At 69.8% G+C, this 16,127-nt stretch carries 22 protein-coding genes; 10 read left to right on the forward strand and 12 right to left on the reverse strand.

Going from position 1 to position 16,127, the window contains the following annotated elements; all coding sequences use genetic code 11:
- Positions 1 to 91: 91 nt before the first annotated feature.
- A complete protein-coding gene (locus EXU32_RS08210) occupies positions 92 to 1,450 on the reverse strand; it encodes an MFS transporter (RefSeq protein WP_130629459.1) in 1,359 nt (452 codons plus the stop codon).
- Positions 1,451 to 1,601: 151 nt separating this feature from the next.
- Here EXU32_RS08210 and EXU32_RS08215 point away from each other — a divergent pair, with 151 nt between their 5' ends.
- From EXU32_RS08215 to EXU32_RS08230, 4 genes are all read left to right on the forward strand, one after another.
- The gene (locus EXU32_RS08215; RefSeq protein ID WP_130629460.1) at positions 1,602 to 2,321 is read left to right on the forward strand and encodes an IclR family transcriptional regulator; all 720 of its coding nucleotides are present in this window, start codon (positions 1,602 to 1,604) and stop codon (positions 2,319 to 2,321) included.
- 199 nt (positions 2,322 to 2,520) lie between these two features.
- Positions 2,521 to 4,260 (forward strand): bifunctional 3-(3-hydroxy-phenyl)propionate/3-hydroxycinnamic acid hydroxylase, encoded by a 1,740-nt coding sequence (locus EXU32_RS08220; protein ID WP_130629461.1) that lies wholly within the window; start codon positions 2,521 to 2,523, stop codon positions 4,258 to 4,260.
- Positions 4,257 to 5,207: a 3-carboxyethylcatechol 2,3-dioxygenase gene (locus EXU32_RS08225; RefSeq protein ID WP_130629462.1), complete on the forward strand. Its 951-nt coding sequence runs from the start codon at positions 4,257 to 4,259 to the stop codon at positions 5,205 to 5,207. Before EXU32_RS08220 ends, EXU32_RS08225 begins: the two co-directional genes overlap by 4 nt.
- A complete protein-coding gene (locus EXU32_RS08230; RefSeq protein ID WP_130629463.1) occupies positions 5,204 to 6,064 on the forward strand; it encodes an alpha/beta fold hydrolase in 861 nt (286 codons plus the stop codon). Before EXU32_RS08225 ends, EXU32_RS08230 begins: the two co-directional genes overlap by 4 nt.
- A gap of 72 nt (positions 6,065 to 6,136) precedes the next feature.
- On the opposite strand, the gene EXU32_RS08235 is transcribed toward EXU32_RS08230, so the two are convergent.
- Genes EXU32_RS08235 through EXU32_RS08245 form a run of 3 tightly spaced genes read right to left on the reverse strand, consistent with a single transcriptional unit; the run spans position 6,137 to position 7,192 of the window.
- Positions 6,137 to 6,331: a hypothetical protein gene (locus EXU32_RS08235; RefSeq protein WP_130629464.1), complete on the reverse strand. Its 195-nt coding sequence runs from the start codon at positions 6,329 to 6,331 to the stop codon at positions 6,137 to 6,139.
- Positions 6,332 to 6,351: 20 nt separating this feature from the next.
- On the reverse strand, positions 6,352 to 6,630 hold the full coding sequence (locus tag EXU32_RS08240; RefSeq protein ID WP_130629465.1) for a DUF1778 domain-containing protein: 279 nt from the start codon (positions 6,628 to 6,630) through the stop codon (positions 6,352 to 6,354).
- A gap of 46 nt (positions 6,631 to 6,676) precedes the next feature.
- Entirely contained in the window at positions 6,677 to 7,192 is a 516-nt protein-coding gene (locus EXU32_RS08245) for a GNAT family N-acetyltransferase (protein WP_165399619.1), read from the reverse strand.
- A 211-nt stretch (positions 7,193 to 7,403) separates the two neighbouring features.
- On the opposite strand from EXU32_RS08245, the gene EXU32_RS08250 reads away from it, so the two are divergent.
- Complete coding sequence (locus tag EXU32_RS08250; protein ID WP_130629467.1) at positions 7,404 to 8,114, forward strand: hypothetical protein; 711 nt, start codon at positions 7,404 to 7,406, stop codon at positions 8,112 to 8,114.
- 105 nt (positions 8,115 to 8,219) lie between these two features.
- Entirely contained in the window at positions 8,220 to 8,981 is a 762-nt protein-coding gene (locus EXU32_RS08255) for an alpha/beta fold hydrolase (protein WP_130629468.1), read from the forward strand.
- Positions 8,982 to 9,009: 28 nt separating this feature from the next.
- On the opposite strand, the gene EXU32_RS08260 is transcribed toward EXU32_RS08255, so the two are convergent.
- A complete protein-coding gene (locus EXU32_RS08260; RefSeq protein WP_165399620.1) occupies positions 9,010 to 9,318 on the reverse strand; it encodes a putative quinol monooxygenase in 309 nt (102 codons plus the stop codon).
- 79 nt (positions 9,319 to 9,397) lie between these two features.
- Here EXU32_RS08260 and EXU32_RS08265 point away from each other — a divergent pair, with 79 nt between their 5' ends.
- Positions 9,398 to 10,411, forward strand: coding sequence for an MBL fold metallo-hydrolase (locus EXU32_RS08265; RefSeq protein WP_130629470.1), 1,014 nt, complete (start codon positions 9,398 to 9,400; stop codon positions 10,409 to 10,411).
- A complete protein-coding gene (locus EXU32_RS08270) occupies positions 10,408 to 11,613 on the forward strand; it encodes an MFS transporter (protein ID WP_165399621.1) in 1,206 nt (401 codons plus the stop codon). Before EXU32_RS08265 ends, EXU32_RS08270 begins: the two co-directional genes overlap by 4 nt.
- Here EXU32_RS08270 and EXU32_RS08275 read toward each other — a convergent pair.
- Positions 11,610 to 12,263, reverse strand: coding sequence for an alpha/beta hydrolase (locus EXU32_RS08275; protein WP_130629472.1), 654 nt, complete (start codon positions 12,261 to 12,263; stop codon positions 11,610 to 11,612). The genes EXU32_RS08270 and EXU32_RS08275 overlap by 4 nt on opposite strands.
- A 49-nt stretch (positions 12,264 to 12,312) precedes the next feature.
- Between EXU32_RS08275 and EXU32_RS08280 the strand changes: the two genes are divergently transcribed.
- Positions 12,313 to 13,017: a hypothetical protein gene (locus EXU32_RS08280; protein ID WP_130629473.1), complete on the forward strand. Its 705-nt coding sequence runs from the start codon at positions 12,313 to 12,315 to the stop codon at positions 13,015 to 13,017.
- An 11-nt stretch (positions 13,018 to 13,028) separates the two neighbouring features.
- Entirely contained in the window at positions 13,029 to 13,379 is a 351-nt protein-coding gene (locus EXU32_RS08285; RefSeq protein ID WP_130629474.1) for a hypothetical protein, read from the forward strand.
- A gap of 51 nt (positions 13,380 to 13,430) precedes the next feature.
- Here EXU32_RS08285 and EXU32_RS08290 read toward each other — a convergent pair whose 3' ends face one another.
- The 6 genes from EXU32_RS08290 to EXU32_RS08315 form a co-directional block, all read right to left on the reverse strand.
- Positions 13,431 to 14,054 (reverse strand): LON peptidase substrate-binding domain-containing protein, encoded by a 624-nt coding sequence (locus EXU32_RS08290; protein ID WP_130629475.1) that lies wholly within the window; start codon positions 14,052 to 14,054, stop codon positions 13,431 to 13,433.
- A 58-nt stretch (positions 14,055 to 14,112) separates the two neighbouring features.
- Positions 14,113 to 14,487, reverse strand: a complete 375-nt coding sequence (locus EXU32_RS08295; protein WP_207233891.1) for an antitoxin HicB — start codon at positions 14,485 to 14,487, stop codon at positions 14,113 to 14,115.
- Positions 14,488 to 14,609: 122 nt separating this feature from the next.
- A complete protein-coding gene (locus EXU32_RS08300; protein WP_130629476.1) occupies positions 14,610 to 14,810 on the reverse strand; it encodes a hypothetical protein in 201 nt (66 codons plus the stop codon).
- A complete protein-coding gene (locus EXU32_RS08305; protein WP_130629477.1) occupies positions 14,807 to 15,547 on the reverse strand; it encodes a TY-Chap domain-containing protein in 741 nt (246 codons plus the stop codon). The genes EXU32_RS08300 and EXU32_RS08305 overlap by 4 nt, the downstream gene beginning before the upstream one ends.
- 88 nt (positions 15,548 to 15,635) lie before the next feature.
- Complete coding sequence (locus EXU32_RS08310; RefSeq protein ID WP_130629478.1) at positions 15,636 to 15,839, reverse strand: hypothetical protein; 204 nt, start codon at positions 15,837 to 15,839, stop codon at positions 15,636 to 15,638.
- Positions 15,840 to 15,866: 27 nt separating this feature from the next.
- Positions 15,867 to 16,121, reverse strand: coding sequence for a hypothetical protein (locus EXU32_RS08315; RefSeq protein ID WP_130629479.1), 255 nt, complete (start codon positions 16,119 to 16,121; stop codon positions 15,867 to 15,869).
- Positions 16,122 to 16,127: the final 6 nt, after the last annotated feature.

Here is a 16,127-nt window from a genome sequence, read left to right on the forward strand (position 1 = left end):
CGGGGCGCGGAGGTGCCGGCACGGCTCCGGCCGTGACTCGTGAGGTGAATCAGGTTCACCTCACGAGTCACGGCCGGAGGCGCGACACAGGTCAGGTGGCGGGCACGCTCTCGGCGACCTCCACCCTTCGCGCAGTGCGTCGAGCCGCCGAGCGGGACAGGACGACCGCGACCGCGCTGATGACATAGGCCGCGCCGATGTACCACGCGAGGTGGCTCGTGCCGGCGGAGTCGCTGACGAGCCTCTGCGCGACGAGCGGAGCCAGGCCGGCGCCGAGCAGCGAGCCGAGCTGGTAGGTCAGCGAGACGCCGGAGTAGCGCGCCGTCGGCTCGAAGAGCTCGGACAGGTAGGCACCGACCGGGCCGTACATCGACGCCTGGATGAGCGGGTTGCCGACGAGGAAGGCGATCGTGATGAGCGTGGCGTTGCCGCTGTCGAAGAGCATGAACATCGGCCACACCGCGATCGCGGAGAAGACGGCGCCGCCGACCATCACCTGCTTGCGCCCTTCGCGGTCGCTCAGCGCGGCGAAGGCCGGGATGGTGAAGATGTGCACGAAGTTGCTCAGCGTCAGCATGTACAGCGCTGTCTCACGCGAGACGGCGCCGGAGTCCACGACGTACGGGACCATGAAGACCGCGAGCAGGCCCTGGATGAAGAGCGGCGCCATGACCGCGAGGCTGCCGAGCACGATCGTCGAGCGGTACTGGGTGAAGAGGACGGCGACCGGCAGGCCGGTGTGGACCTCGCCGCGCTTGCGGGCGGCCTCGAACTCGGGGCTCTCCGAGACGCGGGTGCGCATGTACAGACCCACGGCGACGACGACGGCCGACAGCAGGAAGGGGATGCGCCAGGCCCACTCGACGAAGGCCGGACCGGCCAGGCCGGAGGTCACCGCGAGGACGAGCGTGGCCATGACCGCGCCGAAGGGGGCACCGGCCATCGCGAGCGAGGCACCGAAGCCCTTGGTCCCGGACGAGGAGTGCTCGCCGGACATGAGCATCGCGCCGGCCCACTCGCCACCGACGGCCAGGCCCTGCACGAGGCGCAGCACGGCGAGCAGGATCGGAGCGGCCAGGCCGATCGAGGCGGCGGTCGGCATCAGGCCGATGACCATGGACACGATGCCCATGACGAGCAGCGTGATGACCAGCATCTTCTTGCGGCCGATCTTGTCGCCGAAGTGCCCGAAGAGCAGCCCACCGATGGGCCGGGAGACGTACCCGGTGAAGAGGGTGAGGTAGCTGAGCAGCACGCCGGTGCTGTGGTCCACCCCGGAGAAGAAGAGGTCGGGGAAGACCAGGCCGGCGGCCGCCGCGTACAGCAGGAAGTCGTAGTACTCGACGGCCGAGCCGATGAAGCTCGAGGACTGCGCACGCCGACGCTCCGCCCGGGTCGTCGTCACGATGGCCGCGGGGGTCGCAGCGGGTGTCAGATCGTCGTTGATCATGGGGCCTCCAGGTCAGGGGTACTGGGTTCATTGGCGGGGTCGCGGCGCCACGTCGCACGCCCCCGTGCCACGTGGTGGCACGTACGCTCCCTGAGGAGGTTGCGCAGCAACCGTCTCGAAGGGAGTCCCATGCCCAAGCCAGGTCAGCTCGGTGGAGCGCGCGGTCCAGCTGCTCGCGATGGTCGACCAGTTCGGCGGTGACGGTCTCGGCGTCAGCGAGCTGGCTCGGCGCACGGACATCCCCAAGTCCACGGTCTTCCGCCTGCTGCACACCCTCGAGAACAGCGGCGCCGTCGAGCGGCGCGGCGAGCACTACCGGACCGGCCCGCTCTTCGGCACCCACCTGGCCCTGCCCGACGACCCGCTCGTCGCCAAGGTGCAGACGCGACTGACCCCCTTCCTCTCCGTCCTCTACGAGCAGACGCGCGAGACCTCCCAGCTCGGGGTGCTGCGCGACGGGGAGCTGCTCTTCCTCAACAAGCTGCACGGCGTGCACCGGGCGCACTCCCCCTCACGCATCGGCGGTCGCGCGCCCGCGCACGCGACCTCGCTGGGCAAGGTGCTGATGGCCTTCGACCGGGAGAGCGCCGATCGGGTCTGTGCCTCCGAGCTCGTGGCCTTCACCGACCGGACCATCACCGACGGCGAGGCTCTGCGGGTGGAGCTGGCCAAGGTCGCGCGGACCCGGATCGGCGTGGACGACAACGAGTACGTCGAAGGGGTGAGCAGCGTCGCCGGGGTCGTCATGGACGCCGCCGGCCGGCCGGTCGCCTCGCTCGCCCTCACCGGCCCCACCACCGTCGCGAGGGCCGGGTACGAGCAGCTGCTGCTCGACGTGTGTGCCCGCGCGAGTGCGGCGATGCGCGACTGAGGGTCCCTTCGAGACGGCCGCGGGCGGCCTCCTCAGGGACCGGCGGGCCACGGCCGCGGGCGGCCTCCTCAGGGCCCCGCTCCCTGAGGAGCTTGCTTAGCAAGCGTCTCGAAGGGCGTGCCACTGCGCGGCACGGGCGATGGGCCCGGCGGCGGGGCGCTGCGACGGTGAGCGCACAGAACCCCGAAGGAGTGGTGACATGCAGACCGAAGTTGTGATCGTCGGAGCCGGCCCGACCGGCCTGGCCCTGGCCAACCTGCTGGGCCGTTACGGGCGGAGCGCGATCGTGCTCGAGTCCCGCAGCGACCTCATCGACTACCCGCGAGGGGTCGGTCTCGACGACGAGTCGATGCGCTCGATCCAGACGATGGACCTGGTCGAGGAGGTCACCCCCTTCACCATCCCCCACCACGTCATGCGCCTGGTCAACGGCAAGGGCGAGACGATGATGACCAACGCGCCCACCGGCGAACCGCTCGGCTGGCCGCGCAAGTTCGGCTTCATCCAGCCGCTCGTCGACCGCCAGCTCTACGAGGGCCTGCACCGCTTCGACGACATCGACGTGCGCTTCGGCCACACGGTCACCGCCGCCGACGACCTGGGCGACCACGTCGCCGTCACCGCGACCGTCACCGGCGCCGACGGGAGCACGCGCGAGGAGACCATCACCGCGCAGTACGTCGTCGGGTGCGAAGGGGGGTCCTCCCCCACGCGCAAGCGGATGGGCGTCGACTTCGTCGGGCACTCCCCCTCCACGCGCTGGGTCGTCATCGACGTCAACAACGACCCGCTGGGTCTGCCCAATGTCTACCTCGGCGCCGACCCCGCCCGTCCCTACGTGTCCATCGGCCTGCCGCACGGCATCCGCCGCTGGGAGTTCATGCTCTTCGACGACGAGCCGAGCGAGCAGGTGGAGGACCCCACCTTCGTCGCGGCCCTGCTCAAGGAGCACGTGCCCGACTCGTCGACGCTCGACGTCATCCGCTGTCGCGTCTTCACCCACCACGGGCGGATCGCGAGCAGCTTCCGCCAGGGCCGCGTGCTCATCGCCGGCGACGCCGCGCACCTCATGCCCGTCTGGATGGGCCAGGGGTGGAACTCCGGCATGCGCGACGCCACCAACCTGTCGTGGAAGCTCGCCAGCGTCCTCGCCGGCCAGGCCGACGACTCGATCCTCGACAGCTTCGAGGCCGAGCGGCACGAGCACGCCAAGGCGATGATCGACCTGTCGATGACCCTCGGCAATGTCATCAAGCCGACCAACCGCGTGGTCTGCGGTGCGCGCGACCTCGCCTCCCGAGCGCTCAACCTCAGCCCGCGGGTCAAGAGCTACTTCACCGACATGCGCTTCAAGCCGATGCCCTTCTACGCGAAGGGAGTGGTCGTCGCCCCGGACTCGCTGACGCCCGGTGAGCAGCCGCGCACGCGCACCTCCTCCTTCATGACCATCAAGAACGCCGTGGACAAGAAGACGCCCGTCGGCGTCCAGTTCCCCCAGCCGCGGGTCAACACCGTCGACGTCACCGGGGCGCGCCTCGACGACGTCACCGGCGAGTGGTGGACCGTCGCGGCCTGGGGCAACGACCCGGCGCGACTCTTCACCGAGGACGAGCGAGCGCAGCTGCAGCACATGGGTGCTCGCTTCGTCTCCTTCATGTCCGAGTCGCAGCGTCCGTGGGCGCAGGCCGAGTACGCCGGGTCCGGGACGCTTGTCGTCGGCGACGTCGACGGGTCGATCAAGGGTTGGTTCGACAAGCACGCCATGGGTGTCGTCTTCCTGCGGCCCGACCGCTTCGTCGGCGCGGCCTGCCTGGCGCAGGAGTCCGGCAAGGCGCTCGCTGCGCTGCGGGTGGCGATGGGCGCGACCGAGGTCGGGCTTCGAGGCTCAGCCGCGGACGGCCTCGCACCTCAGCCAGCGTTCGAGGGGGTGTCGGCATGAGCCTCTCGCTCGTCGCCATGTCGCACACCCCGCTGCTGCACCGGGTGGAGGTGGACCCGCAGGTGCGGGCCGAGGTCGACGGCGCCTTCGAGGCGGTCCGCGCCTTCGTGCGCGAGGTCGATCCCGAGCTGGTCATCACCATCGGGCCGGACCACTACAACGGCTTCTTCTACGACACGATGCCGCCCTTCTGCCTCGGGCTGGGCGCCTACGGCCTGGGTGACTACGGCACCGCGACCGGCGCGCTCGACGTGCCCGCTGGCATCGCCGAGGACCTCGCGCGCCACGTGCAGGGCGAGGACATCGACCTGACGATCTCCCGCGCGATGGGCGTCGACCACGGGGCGGTGCAGCCGCTCGAGGTGATCTTCGGCGGTCTCGACACGGTGCCCACGATCCCGCTCTTCGTCAACGGTGTGGCCGCTCCCTTCGTCCCGATGCGTCGGATCCGCGCGCTCGGCGAGTCGATCGGCCGCTGGGCCGCGGGGCGCCCCGAGCGCATCCTCGTCATCGCCTCCGGCGGGCTCAGCCATGACCCGCCCGTGCCACAGTGGGCCACCGCGACGCCCGAGGTGCGCGCCGGCCTGCTCGACGGGCGCAACCCGACGCCGCAGGCGCGCGCCGCCCGCGAGCAGCGCGTCGTCGACACCGCCCGCGACTTCGCCGCCGGCACCGCCACCATCCAGGACCTCAACCCGGAGTGGGACGCGCAGTTCATGAGCGTCTGCCGCGAAGGGAGGACCGCCGCCTTCGACGACTACGTCACCGAGGAGATGGCTGCCACCGCGGGCAACTCCTCGCACGAGGTCCGCAGCTGGGTCACCGCCTTCTCGGCGATGGCCGCCGTCGGCGACTACGCCGTCGAGCACGAGTACTACCGACCGATCCGCGAGTTCATCGCCGGCTTCGGTGTCATGACCGCACGCACCAAGGAGACGCACGCATGAGCACCACGACCACTGACAGCACCGAGCTGACCTACGAGTCCACGAGCCGCATGGTCGTGACCCGTCGTTGGGCGATCCACGTCAACGAGGCCGGCGTCGGTCACGACGAGACGATCATCCTGCTGCACGGCTCGGGCCCGGGCGCGACCGGCTGGAGCAACTTCTCCCAGAACATCCCCGCCCTCGCCGAGCACTACCGCGTGATCGCCGTCGACATGCCCGGGTGGGGCGAGTCCGACCCCGTCACCTGGCAGGAGCGCGACCACTCGACCGCCCTGCTCGACCTGATGGACGCCCTCGAGATCGACAAGGCCACCATCATCGGCAACTCGATGGGCGGCGGCACGACGCTGCGCTTCGGCTACGAGCACCCCGAGCGGGTGCATCGCCTGATCACGATGGGCTCGTCGTCGGGTGGCCCGACCCTCATGGGCCCCGCCGGCCTGACCGAGGGGCTGAAGGTCCTGCAGAAGGGCTACCGCCAGCCCTCCTTCGAGACGATGAAGGAGCTCGTGCAGGTCATGACCTTCGACTCGGCCAACGCGACCGACGAGCTCATCCAGGGCCGCGCCGACACCGTGCTCGCCCACCCCGAGCACGCGCAGAACTTCATCGACGGCACTGGCAAGAAGCCCGTCGTCGAGCTCGACCACGCCCGCCTGCGCGAGATCGCCGTGCCGACCTTGCTCTTCCACGGGCGCGACGACCGCGTCGTGCACTTCGAGCACTCGCTGCGCCTGACCTCGCTCGTGCCCAACTCGCGCCTCTACCTCATCAACGGCTGCGGCCACTGGCTGCAGACCGAGCACGCCCAGGAGTTCACCGACCAGGTGCTGCACTTCCTGCGGACGAGCTGACGCGGCAGGTCCTCCCACGGGGCTGTGCACTTGGGTGAGTCACGACCCTCCGGTCGTGACTCACCCGACGGATCATGCTGGCAGGCCGTACTCGTCGTACATCTCCGCCAGGTCGGTACGCATCGCCGCCCGGTCAGCGTCGGTCATGGTGGCACGCATCTGATCGATGATCTCGTGAGCCCTGAGCAACCTGGTCTCCGACCCGGTCCTGCGAGAAGCCTCATGTGCCATGGCGGGAACACGCTCGTTGTTGATGTTCATATCCATGACCACGCCACCTCCAATACCTACCTCGTCGCGCGCTTTGCGCCGTTGACAGCATGCACGAGCGCGGCGAGCTGCGGATTGACCGCGGCCTCGGCATCCAGCGCCTCTTCGACCTGCACCAGCTCTGCTGGCGAGAGCCGCAGCACACGTTCCTCGGCCAGGACGGCACGCGCACGCTCCAAGGACGCCCCCATGATGAAGGAGGTGAGATCTTGGCCCTGAAGCTCTGCAGCCTCCCGCAGAAGTACGAGTGAATCCTCGCTGCAGCGCACGTTGATGCGCCCGGTCTTGGTCGTCATGATGCCTCCTTGAGATCACCTAGCGTACGCACGACGTACGCACATATCAAGGCATATCCACGTTGATGGTCGCGCGTAGCTGCTTCGTCGTCAGGTACAGATGCATGGGGTTGTCCGCGAAGGGAGTGAAGCCGTGTGTGGTGTAGAAGGTGACCGCGTCGACGTCGAAGGCGTGGACGACAACCATCTCGAACCCGAGGTGTTGACTCGCTTGAGCGAACCCCATCAGCGCGTGGAGCAGGAGTTGGCGGCCGATGCCACGACGAGCGCACTTCTCGTCCACCGCCAGCCTCGCCAAGAGGACCGCAGAGATCGGGTAGCGCCGCTTCTGCGATCCGTGCAGCCTTGCTGCGTCCCCGAGCTCGAGCCGGTAGGTGGTGGTTGCGTAATAGCCCGCGACACCGTCTTGGACGTGATCGATGGCCAGGAAGGTCCGCGTGTTCCCCGACCTCTCCTGCTGGCCAGCATGGTGCTTCAGCCAGTCATCCAGCTCTGGCTTACCGCAAGAGAACGCGGATCGGTCGATGGCAGACGCGAAGGACACGATGTCGACCGGATGCATGCCTTCTTCTCGACGGTCCATCAATCTTCGCCTTCTTGATCGGCGGCCAACGCACCCGCTCCTGGCTCCATCGGTCGGATCCTCACCGTGACCTCCTTGAGCGGGACGACTGCTTCGACGATAGGTACGGACACTGACAACCCCTGGCCTCGCCCCACCCCCTTCGCGCTCTGGTCGTGGCCGTCGTCCTGTGCTGACCTACCCTCGCCAGATGAGCGAACGGGTCATCCTCGCGGTCTTCGGGGCCGTCTGCCTCCTCCTGGTCATTGGGGCCATCGCGATCATCTGGTCGTCCGTCCGGCGCTACCGGGCCGGCTCCGCCACGATCGAGGAGCAGGGGTGGCAGCGACTACCCGATGGCACCGAGGTCACGGCGGGCTGGGACGGCTGGCCCTTCCTGGACGCCATCGAGGCCGGCAAGGCCACGGACATCGTCCTCGGTGAGCACCGCGGCGCGCAGCTGATGACGCTTCGCTGGAGCCAGCGCGAGCACCGCAGCCCGGGAGACGACGGAGCCGATGCCTTCGACCGCTACAACATCGTCGCGCTGCGCACGGACGTCACCTATCCCCACCTGTCGGTGATCCGCGGCACCCAGCTGAGGAGCGACCAGCAGCATGCGGGTGCGAGCGACTTCGACACCGGCGACGAGCGCTTCGACCGCCGCTGGCAGACGCTCGGCGACGCCGACTTCGGCCGCGCGATCCTCACCCCGCAGGTCCGCGCCGTCATCGACGAGGACGATCACGCATGGGTCTTCCAGCCCGGCTGGGTCACCCGGGTGGTCCCCTTCAGCTTCTACGGCGGCGAGGACAAGGCCATCGAAGAGGTCGAGACGATGGTCGAACCCCTGCGCTCCGTGCCCGCCCACGTGTGGGAGCAGTACGGCGGCATCCCGCGCTTCCTCCAGCACGGCAGCTGACGCCGAGCGGCCCCTGTCCGGCGCGACGCGTCCCCCCTAGACTCGGCGCGCAAGGATGCAGCAGTGCACCTCGCCCGCTGCACGACAGGTGGAGGGATGAGATCAATGACGATCGACCACACGCTGGTGGGCTCGGGCCCGACCAAGGTGATCACCGTGCACGGCTGGTTCGGCGGGGAGGACGGCTGGGGCCTGCTCCCCGAGCTCATCGACACCGAGGCGTACACCGTCGCCTTCTTCGACCTGCGCGGGTACGGGCGCCGGATCGACGTCGAGGGCGACTACACGCTCGACGAGGTCGCGACCGATGTCTTCGCCCTGGCCGACGAGCTGGGTTGGAAGGAGTTCGCCCTGCTCGGTCACTCGATGGGTGGGGCGATGGTGCTGCGCACCTTCAGCGACGACCCGGAGCGGATCACCGCCGTCGTCGGGATCAGCCCGGTCCCGGCCTCTGGCGTCCCCCTCGACCCGGACTCCCAGGCGCTCTTCGACGGCGCGGCACAGGACCACGGCAACCGCCGCGCGATCATCGACTTCACCACGGGCAACCGACAGCCAGCCGGCTGGCTCGATGCGATGGTCGCCTACTCCGGCGAGCACTCGCGACCAGAGGCCGTGGCCGGCTACCTGGTGGCGTGGACGGGCGCGGACTTCGTCGCCGACCTGCCGGGGGTGCATGTGCCGATCCACGCGATCGTCGGCGAACACGACCCGGCGCTGGGCGAGGCGACAATGCGCGCCACGTGGATGGAGCAGCTCGCCGGGTGCGAGCTGACGGTCGTCCCCAACGCCGGGCACTACGCGATGTTCGAGGCGCCGGTCTCGCTCATCGGGGCGATCGACGCGACGCTGCGCGGCACGGACTGAGCTGAGCCGGGGCTGAGCCCAGCCGCGCTCAGCCGGCCAGGTCCACCTGGTCTCCGACAGGCGACATCACGGTGACCTGGGGCGGGCCCGTCACGAAGGTCTTGGTCGCCTCCCCCATGGCTGCGAACACGTCCATCGAGCCGTGCCGGCGCAGCGCGTCCTTGGAGTCGTAGGCCTCGATGAAGACGTAGTCGCCCTCGCTCTTGGCGACCCGCTGCAGGTCGTAGCGCAGGCACCCTTCGTCGGCGAGGAAGGCTGCGCGAGCTGTCGCGACGGCCGCCTCGAAGTCGTCGGTGCACTCGGGCTTGACGCTGATGGTGGCGATGACATTGATCATGTGCCCACCATAGGTGAATCCGGGCTCAGGTCGGCGTGGGGTGACCTCCACTCCCTTCGTCAGTGCTTGACTCAGGCACATGACAGCGAGCGCCACTGCCGACTGGACCGCCCCGGGACCCGAAGAGGTCGCTCCCGGGGTGCACCGCATCCCCCTTCCCCTGCCGATGGACGGGCTCAAGGCGGTCAACGTCTACGCCGTCCTCGGCGAGGAGCGGCACACCCTCATCGACGGCGGCTGGGAGATCGAGGTTGCGCAGCGGGCGCTCGACGACGCGCTGGGCGAGCTCGGGCTGGTGACGCAGGACTTCGAGCAGTGCCTCGTCACGCACCACCACCGTGACCACTTCACGATGGCGATGGGTCTGCGGCAGCGCGCCGGTCTGATCGTCGGACTGGGCGAAGGGGAGGCCCCGCAGCTGGAGGCGATCCGCAGCACCCACGGGCTGGAGGGGTCCCACACCCTGCTGGTCGCCGCGGGCGCCACCTCGGTGATCGAGGACCTGTCCCGGCTCCCCCACGAGGAGCAGGACCGGTCGCTGTGGGCCGACCCCGACCGCTGGCTCGTCGACGACGAGTCGGTGACGGCGGGGCACCGCTCGCTGCGGGTCAAGGCGACGCCGGGGCACACGAGCGGGCACGTCGTCTTCTTCGACGACGACGCCGACCTCGTCTTCGCCGGCGACCATGTCCTGCCGCACATCACGCCGTCGATCGGCTTCCAGGCCAAGCCGGAGCCGACCCCGCTCGCGGACTACCTCGACTCGCTGGCCGCGATGCTGACCGAGCGCGACCGCGTGCTGCTGCCGGCCCACGGAGCGGCCGGCGGTAGCTTGCACCGGCGGGTCGAGGAGCTGCTCGCCCACCACGAGCGTCGGTTGGCGCAGACCGAGGCGGTGGTGCGAGCGGGCGCGTCCACCGGGTTCGACGCGGCCCGCGCGCTGCGCTGGACCCGTCACGAGCGGCACCTGGACGAGCTCGACCCCTTCAACCAGATGCTCGCCACCACCGAGACGCTCGCGCACCTGCAGGTGCTCGCCGCGCAGCAGCGGGTGCGGCAGAGCGAGGTCGACGGGGTGTGGCGCTACTCGTGACGCGACCCGTCGAGTCGCCGTCCGCGCACCGCCGGACGGCCTGGATCACGCTGTTCGCCCTGCTGTCGGCGGGGTGGGCGACGAACCATTTCGCCGCGCTCCTGCCCGCCCTCGCGGACGTCTCGCACATCTCCAAGCCGGGCCTGGACGCGGCCTTCGGCCTCTACGCGCTCGGCCTGCTGCCCAGCCTGATGCTCGGCGGCGGCATCTCCGACCGCCGGGGCCGGAGACCGGTCGTCCTCACCGGGCTCGTCCTCGCGGCCACCGGCAACCTCGTGATGCTCCTCTGGCCGACGCTCACCGGGGTGGTGCTCGGCCGGCTCGTCGTCGGTCTGGGCGTGGGCATGGTGGCGAGCGCCGGGACCGCGTGGGCAGCCGACCAGGACGCGGCGAAGGGAGCCGCCCGCGCCGGCGTCGTCCTCACCAGCGGCTTCGCGATCGGCCCCGTGGCCTCCGCCCTCCTGGCGGTGTCCGCACCGGGTCGACCGGGCATCGTGCTGGCCTACGCGGTGCCGGTTGTGCTCACCGGCGTGGCAGCGCTGCTCATCATGCGGCCGCACGCCACCGCCGAGAGCACCGGCACGGCGGCCCGCCGGGACGACAACGCACGGCCCGCTCCCTTCGTCGACGAGCGGCGCATCGGCCCGGCCCTCGCTGCGGCCCTGCCCATGGGGTTGTGGGTCTTCTCGTGCGTCGTCGTCGCGGTCATCGTGCTTACCGAGCGCATCGGGGACCGGTTCAGCGGGCCGATGCTCATCGCGGTGGCCTGCGCCCTGTCGCTGGGCACCGGGATGGTCGCCCAGATCTCGACGCGCACCGTGGTCGGCTGGCGCCCCCTCGGCGTCATCGGTGCGGGGCTCGCGACTGCCGGGTTCGCCATCGCGGCCGTGGCCGGTGCGCAGATGGGGTTGGCGACCTTCGTCCTGTGCGCGCTCGTCCTCGGCTCCGCCTACGGGCTGTGCCTCGGCCAGGGTCTGCAGGACGTCGAGCGGCTCGCGCCGCGGCACGCGCGCGGACTGGTGACCGGCCTCTTCTACGTCGTGTCGTACTCGGGCTTCGCGCTGGGCTTCGTGCTCAACACCTACGTGGACAGCATCGGCTCGTCGACCCCGCTGCTCGTGCTCGCTGCGCTGGCCGCGGTGACCGCGCTCGCCCGGTCCGTGGGCGTCGCGAGGAGCGCGCAGCGCCGACCCGCGAGCTAGCGGCTCGTGCCCCGCTCCAGCACCTCGACCGCCGCGCTGGCCGCGAGCCGGTGCCAGCGACCCGGGTGGTCGAGCAGGGCGTGGCCACCGCTCACCTCCTGGTGGGTGGCGTCGCCTCCGACGGCGCGCAGCCGGTCGACGAGGTCACGTGAGCGCGTCGGGCTGCACACGGTGTCGTCCACGCCGTGGATGACGCGGACGACCTTGTCGCGCAAGTGATCCACCGGGTCGTGCTCCCCCACCCACGGGGCGAGAGCGACGCTGCCGATGACCTCGTCCTGACCCCCGCCGCGCAGCGCCGCCCAGCCGCCGCTGGAGTGACCGAGCAGCACGACGGGCAGGTCGTGCTCGGCCGCCAGACGTCGCACGATCTCACGGGTCTGCACCAGACCGGTGCCCGACGAGGCGATCCAGCCCCCGTGCCGGTTGTGCACGAGGACGGGCGCGATGCTCCCTCGGGAGACCCGCGCCACGGCGGGGGCGAAGGGGAGCATCCGCAGGTAGGAGACATCGCGGTGGCGGCGCGGCTGTGGGGTCACCGAGCGCCCGCCGTGCAGGATCAGCGCGATCGCACGTGTGCGGGGACCGACCCGGAGGCGGCCCTGGCGGACCGCTGTCATGAGGTCGTCGAGGTCTTCGCGCGTCGTCATGTCGCGAGTGTGGCACGGTGCTCGCCGGGTCACGGAGACGGTGGACGGGGTGACGCTGCAGGCCAGGATCGATCCCGCGATCGCACCGCTCGCCGGAGGGATCGTCGCTGCCTTCGCCGCGGGCGCAGCGGGTCCGCTGCGGGCCGGCGCGCAGATCCCCTCCTCGTACGCGACCTTCACGCTCGAGCTGGGCGAAGGGGGGACCCTCCTGATCACGACGCCCGACTTCTCCTCCCCGGAGAGCTATCGCAATGCGACGACCGATGACCTGACCGCCGCCCTGTGGACCCACGCGGCGCAGACCACAATGGTCCGTCAGGCCGAGCTGGAGCCGCAGCGCACGCGCGCCGGCGCGACCATCGCGATCCAGCGGGCGGCGATGGAGGCACTCGTGATGGGGACGCCCGTCCTCTGCCTGATGGAGCGCATCCCGTCGGCGGACGGTGAGGAGCGGCTCGCGGACGGCACGGTCCGCTCGGGCTGGTTCATCACCTCGCCGGTCGCGCAGACCGGCGAGGAGCGCGCGATCCTCAACATCGACGCGGGCGAGCTGCAGGCCTGCGACCCGATCTTCGCCCCGTACTACGCGCTGCCGGACCACGTGCTGCTCGAGTTCGCCGGTGGCCGGCTCGCGGCCGGTCACCTGCTCGACCCCGTGCTCTTCGACGAGGCGGCCTCGCAGAGCACAGCCATGACGATGGGTGACCTCCTGGGCTCCGGGACGGTGTCGCGACCGCTCTTCACCGACGCGTAGGGTCTCGTGCGATGAAATCTCCGAAGCACCTACTCCTGCCCGGCGAGGTGGTCCAGGACACCTGGTTTGCCAACCACACCCAGCACGCCCAACGTGCGGTCGGTGGGCGCCTCTTCCTCACCAGCCACCGGCTGCTCTTCGAGCCGAACTCGATCGATGCTGCTCTCGCCGGCCAGCCGTGGGCGGCACCGCTGGGGAGCATCGACCGCGCGGTTGTCACGGGGATCGACCTGAGCCAATTCTTCGGCGGCGGTCTGCGACGGCGCCTCGTGGTCTCCTTCAAGGATGGCTCCAATGCCCTTTTCGTCGTGAACGGCGCTGCTCGCAAGGCCGCTGCCATCACCGCGGCCGCCGGCAGGTAAGCGCCGGACTGTGTCCCCGATGCCCGACGCGGGTTGTCGTCTGCGCTCAGGTCAGGCCGGGTCGTCGGGGAACTGCATCGGCAGCAGGTCCAGTGCCTCGGTGGTCAGCCGCGCGGTGCTCTCCAGCAACTCACTGACGGAGGCAGACCGCAGGAGGGCCAGCTGGTCGAGTTCGCCCAGTGGGGCGATCCCGGCCAGCTGCCAGCTCCTGGTGACGGGGTCGTCGGACAGCTCGACGTCCGCCGGCCATAGGTGGGTGCGGTACTCGCTCATCACTGTCAGGGCTCGCCGGACCGTGTGCTCGGTGCCCGCCAGGTCCGGGGTGCGCTCGTCGCTCCACTCCAGAACGGGCAGGAGCTCGACCTCGGCACGCGGGTAGGGGTCGTCGGCCAGCCACCGCACGACCTCGAAGCGCTCCTGGCCGCGTGCCAGCAGACGGACGCGGCCGTCCGCCGTCGGGCTGACCTGCTCGACCCCGGCCACGGTGCCGATCGCGAACCGTTGGTCTCCCCCACCGACCTCGACGCCCCGCTCGATGAGCACCACACCAAAGCGTCCGTCACCGCTGGCGATGTCGCGCAACATCGCCAGATAGCGCGGTTCGAAGATCTGCAGCGGCAGTGGACTACCGGGGAGCAGGGCTGACCCGAGCGGAAACATCGGCAGGACGGTCATGCGACCAACATGGCACACGCCCCCGGCTGGTCGGAGGCGAAAGGGCGCCGCAGAGTCGTCAGATCTTCGTCAGCTGCGAGACACGCCCTCGGGTCACCTTCATGACGGTTGCCGTGTCGCTCACCGAGAGACGCTCCACGTCGCGGAGTCGGCGAGCGACTTCCCGCTGATGCCGAGCGGCCTCGCGCTGGGCGGCCTCAGCAGCGCGCACTTCCGCGCGAGCGGCCGCAGCGTCTTCGAGCAGTTCCGCATCCTCGAGCTGAGGCGTGATCTCGATGTCCTCGGGTGCCACGACGGTGTCTTTGAGCGTCTCGATGTAGTCAGCGGCCTGCTGCGCGGCATCGCCCAACACGCGCACCTGGGTGACGCCGACCCCGTCGATGTGGAGCTCCCAGCCCTTGCGCCAACGCTTCGCTGTCACGGTGTACTTCACTGCAGCCACCCCTTCGGCAGGCATTCCACCCTTCGTGGAAGTACATCCATTGGCCTTGAGCGCCTTCACCACTCGGCGATCCCTCATCGGTCTCACCATAATGCGTTACCCCCTCTAGACAGTCAATGTCTATCCCGGCTAGACATTTTTGTTCGCGGGGACTCGTGACGACTGGTCGTCGATGGGTGACCTGATGGGGTCTCCTGTCGGTCGCGCGCTTCGGGGAGGATCTCGTCGTCCCAGTCGGCGATGAGTTGGAAGAGCAGGTGGACGTGCTCGCGCAGATGCTCAGGCACGAAGGGTGTGGCCAGCATGTCGATCATCGCCAGGAGGCTCTCGTCGTGAGGACGGTGAACTTCACACCGTGGACGGAGCCGTTGAGTCGATCGGCCATCCGTGTCGCGTCGTCGCGGTCTGCGGCGTGATGATCGAGGGCACAGCAGATGCGGATGCGCGGCACGCTGCAGGATGACCGGACCCACACGAAGGTGTCGAGGTACTCGACGTAGACGTCTCCATCCTCGGTCCGGTCGATCTCCGCAAGCATGGGACGCAGGGCGATACGGACGAGCTCGTTGACTTCCGCCCTGCTGGTGGGTCGGGCTCCGTCGGCGTGGACGGGGCTGGCCTGCCAAGGCTCGACGGACGGCGGCGTGAACTCATCGGACAGGCTCGTCAGCAGTGCCGGGTGGACGATGCCGAAGACGTCGCGCAGCACCCCGATGACCACCGTCGCCGGCTCATCGGGACGGCACTCGTCGTAGTACTTCCCGTAGGTCGGCTCCTGCCGCGTGGGGCACACCATCCCCCATCGCCGGATGGCCGCCTGCTGCGTGCGGTTCATCCGCCACTCGCGCGCGAGGGTCATGTTGCTCGCGACCTCGACGAGCACCTGAGGGCGCACGAAGTTCAGCTCGACGAAGGGTGTGTCCCCCTCGACGTCCTCGCTCGTCCCGTCGAGCGAGATGCGGAAGATGTTGTCACCTTCCCACTCCTCGATGACCGCGACCAGACGCTCGTGGAAGTCCCTCCACGCCGCCTCGACCTGCTCGTCGAACATGCCCAGCTCCCCTCTCTCGACCCTTGAGCAAGGCTAGGTGGGAGCACCGACAACGATCCTCTGCTCCGTTAGGTGCACGACACGCAGGTCAGGAGATGCCGGCGAGCTGTGCCATGCGGGTCAGCGCCGGCCCGGCACTCGTCCGTAGCCTGCCCAGCACCTGCTGCATGGCCGCGGACTGGGCCAGCTCCGGCGGTGTGCGGGCTGGGTTGAGCGGCACCGTGTCGGCCCACGCCTTGAGGTCAGGGTCTCTGGCGAAGGCAGCGCCAGCGCGAGCGCCGATCACCTGCATCGCGAGCCAGCCGGTCGGGGTGTCGGATTAGGGCGAAGGGGGGCACAGCCGGTTCTTCTCCGCATCGCTGGAGATCGTCGCCTCGGCATATCCCGCCAGCGCCGCGCCGAAGCACGGGAAGCCGGTCCGGATCGGTTGCAGGGTGCTGACTTCCGACTGCCAGATCGGGACCAGCGGCGGGTACCGCAGCCCGGAGGCGGCGCAGTGCGCGACGAGCGCGTCGGGGGCGACCTGCTCCGTACCCTCGGTACAAACGACGCGCCCCTGCTCGATGGCACGCACGGGACC

Origin of the sequence: Janibacter limosus (genome assembly GCF_004295485.1) — a bacterium.
GTDB classification, from domain to species: domain Bacteria; phylum Actinomycetota; class Actinomycetes; order Actinomycetales; family Dermatophilaceae; genus Janibacter; species Janibacter limosus_A.

Bases quoted from the DNA above. Each gene is read 5' to 3' on its own strand.
- EXU32_RS08255 (WP_130629468.1), top strand. From the start codon at position 8,220: ATGACGATCGACCACACGCTGGTGGGCTCGGGCCCGACCAAGGTGATC.
- EXU32_RS08230 (WP_130629463.1), top strand. From the start codon at position 5,204: ATGAGCACCACGACCACTGACAGCACCGAGCTGACCTACGAGTCCACG.
- EXU32_RS08220 (WP_130629461.1), top strand. From the start codon at position 2,521: ATGCAGACCGAAGTTGTGATCGTCGGAGCCGGCCCGACCGGCCTGGCC.
- EXU32_RS08250 (WP_130629467.1), top strand. From the start codon at position 7,404: ATGAGCGAACGGGTCATCCTCGCGGTCTTCGGGGCCGTCTGCCTCCTC.
- EXU32_RS08210 (WP_130629459.1), bottom strand. From the start codon at position 1,450: ATGATCAACGACGATCTGACACCCGCTGCGACCCCCGCGGCCATCGTG.
- EXU32_RS08265 (WP_130629470.1), top strand. From the start codon at position 9,398: ATGACAGCGAGCGCCACTGCCGACTGGACCGCCCCGGGACCCGAAGAG.
- EXU32_RS08240 (WP_130629465.1), bottom strand. From the start codon at position 6,630: ATGACGACCAAGACCGGGCGCATCAACGTGCGCTGCAGCGAGGATTCA.
- EXU32_RS08305 (WP_130629477.1), bottom strand. From the start codon at position 15,547: ATGTTCGACGAGCAGGTCGAGGCGGCGTGGAGGGACTTCCACGAGCGT.
- EXU32_RS08245 (WP_165399619.1), bottom strand. From the start codon at position 7,192: ATGCATCCGGTCGACATCGTGTCCTTCGCGTCTGCCATCGACCGATCC.
- EXU32_RS08260 (WP_165399620.1), bottom strand. From the start codon at position 9,318: ATGATCAATGTCATCGCCACCATCAGCGTCAAGCCCGAGTGCACCGAC.
- EXU32_RS08235 (WP_130629464.1), bottom strand. From the start codon at position 6,331: ATGGATATGAACATCAACAACGAGCGTGTTCCCGCCATGGCACATGAG.
- EXU32_RS08300 (WP_130629476.1), bottom strand. From the start codon at position 14,810: ATGATCGACATGCTGGCCACACCCTTCGTGCCTGAGCATCTGCGCGAG.
- EXU32_RS08275 (WP_130629472.1), bottom strand. From the start codon at position 12,263: ATGACGACGCGCGAAGACCTCGACGACCTCATGACAGCGGTCCGCCAG.
- EXU32_RS08285 (WP_130629474.1), top strand. From the start codon at position 13,029: ATGAAATCTCCGAAGCACCTACTCCTGCCCGGCGAGGTGGTCCAGGAC.
- EXU32_RS08290 (WP_130629475.1), bottom strand. From the start codon at position 14,054: ATGACCGTCCTGCCGATGTTTCCGCTCGGGTCAGCCCTGCTCCCCGGT.
- EXU32_RS08310 (WP_130629478.1), bottom strand. From the start codon at position 15,839: ATGCAGGTGATCGGCGCTCGCGCTGGCGCTGCCTTCGCCAGAGACCCT.
- EXU32_RS08225 (WP_130629462.1), top strand. From the start codon at position 4,257: ATGAGCCTCTCGCTCGTCGCCATGTCGCACACCCCGCTGCTGCACCGG.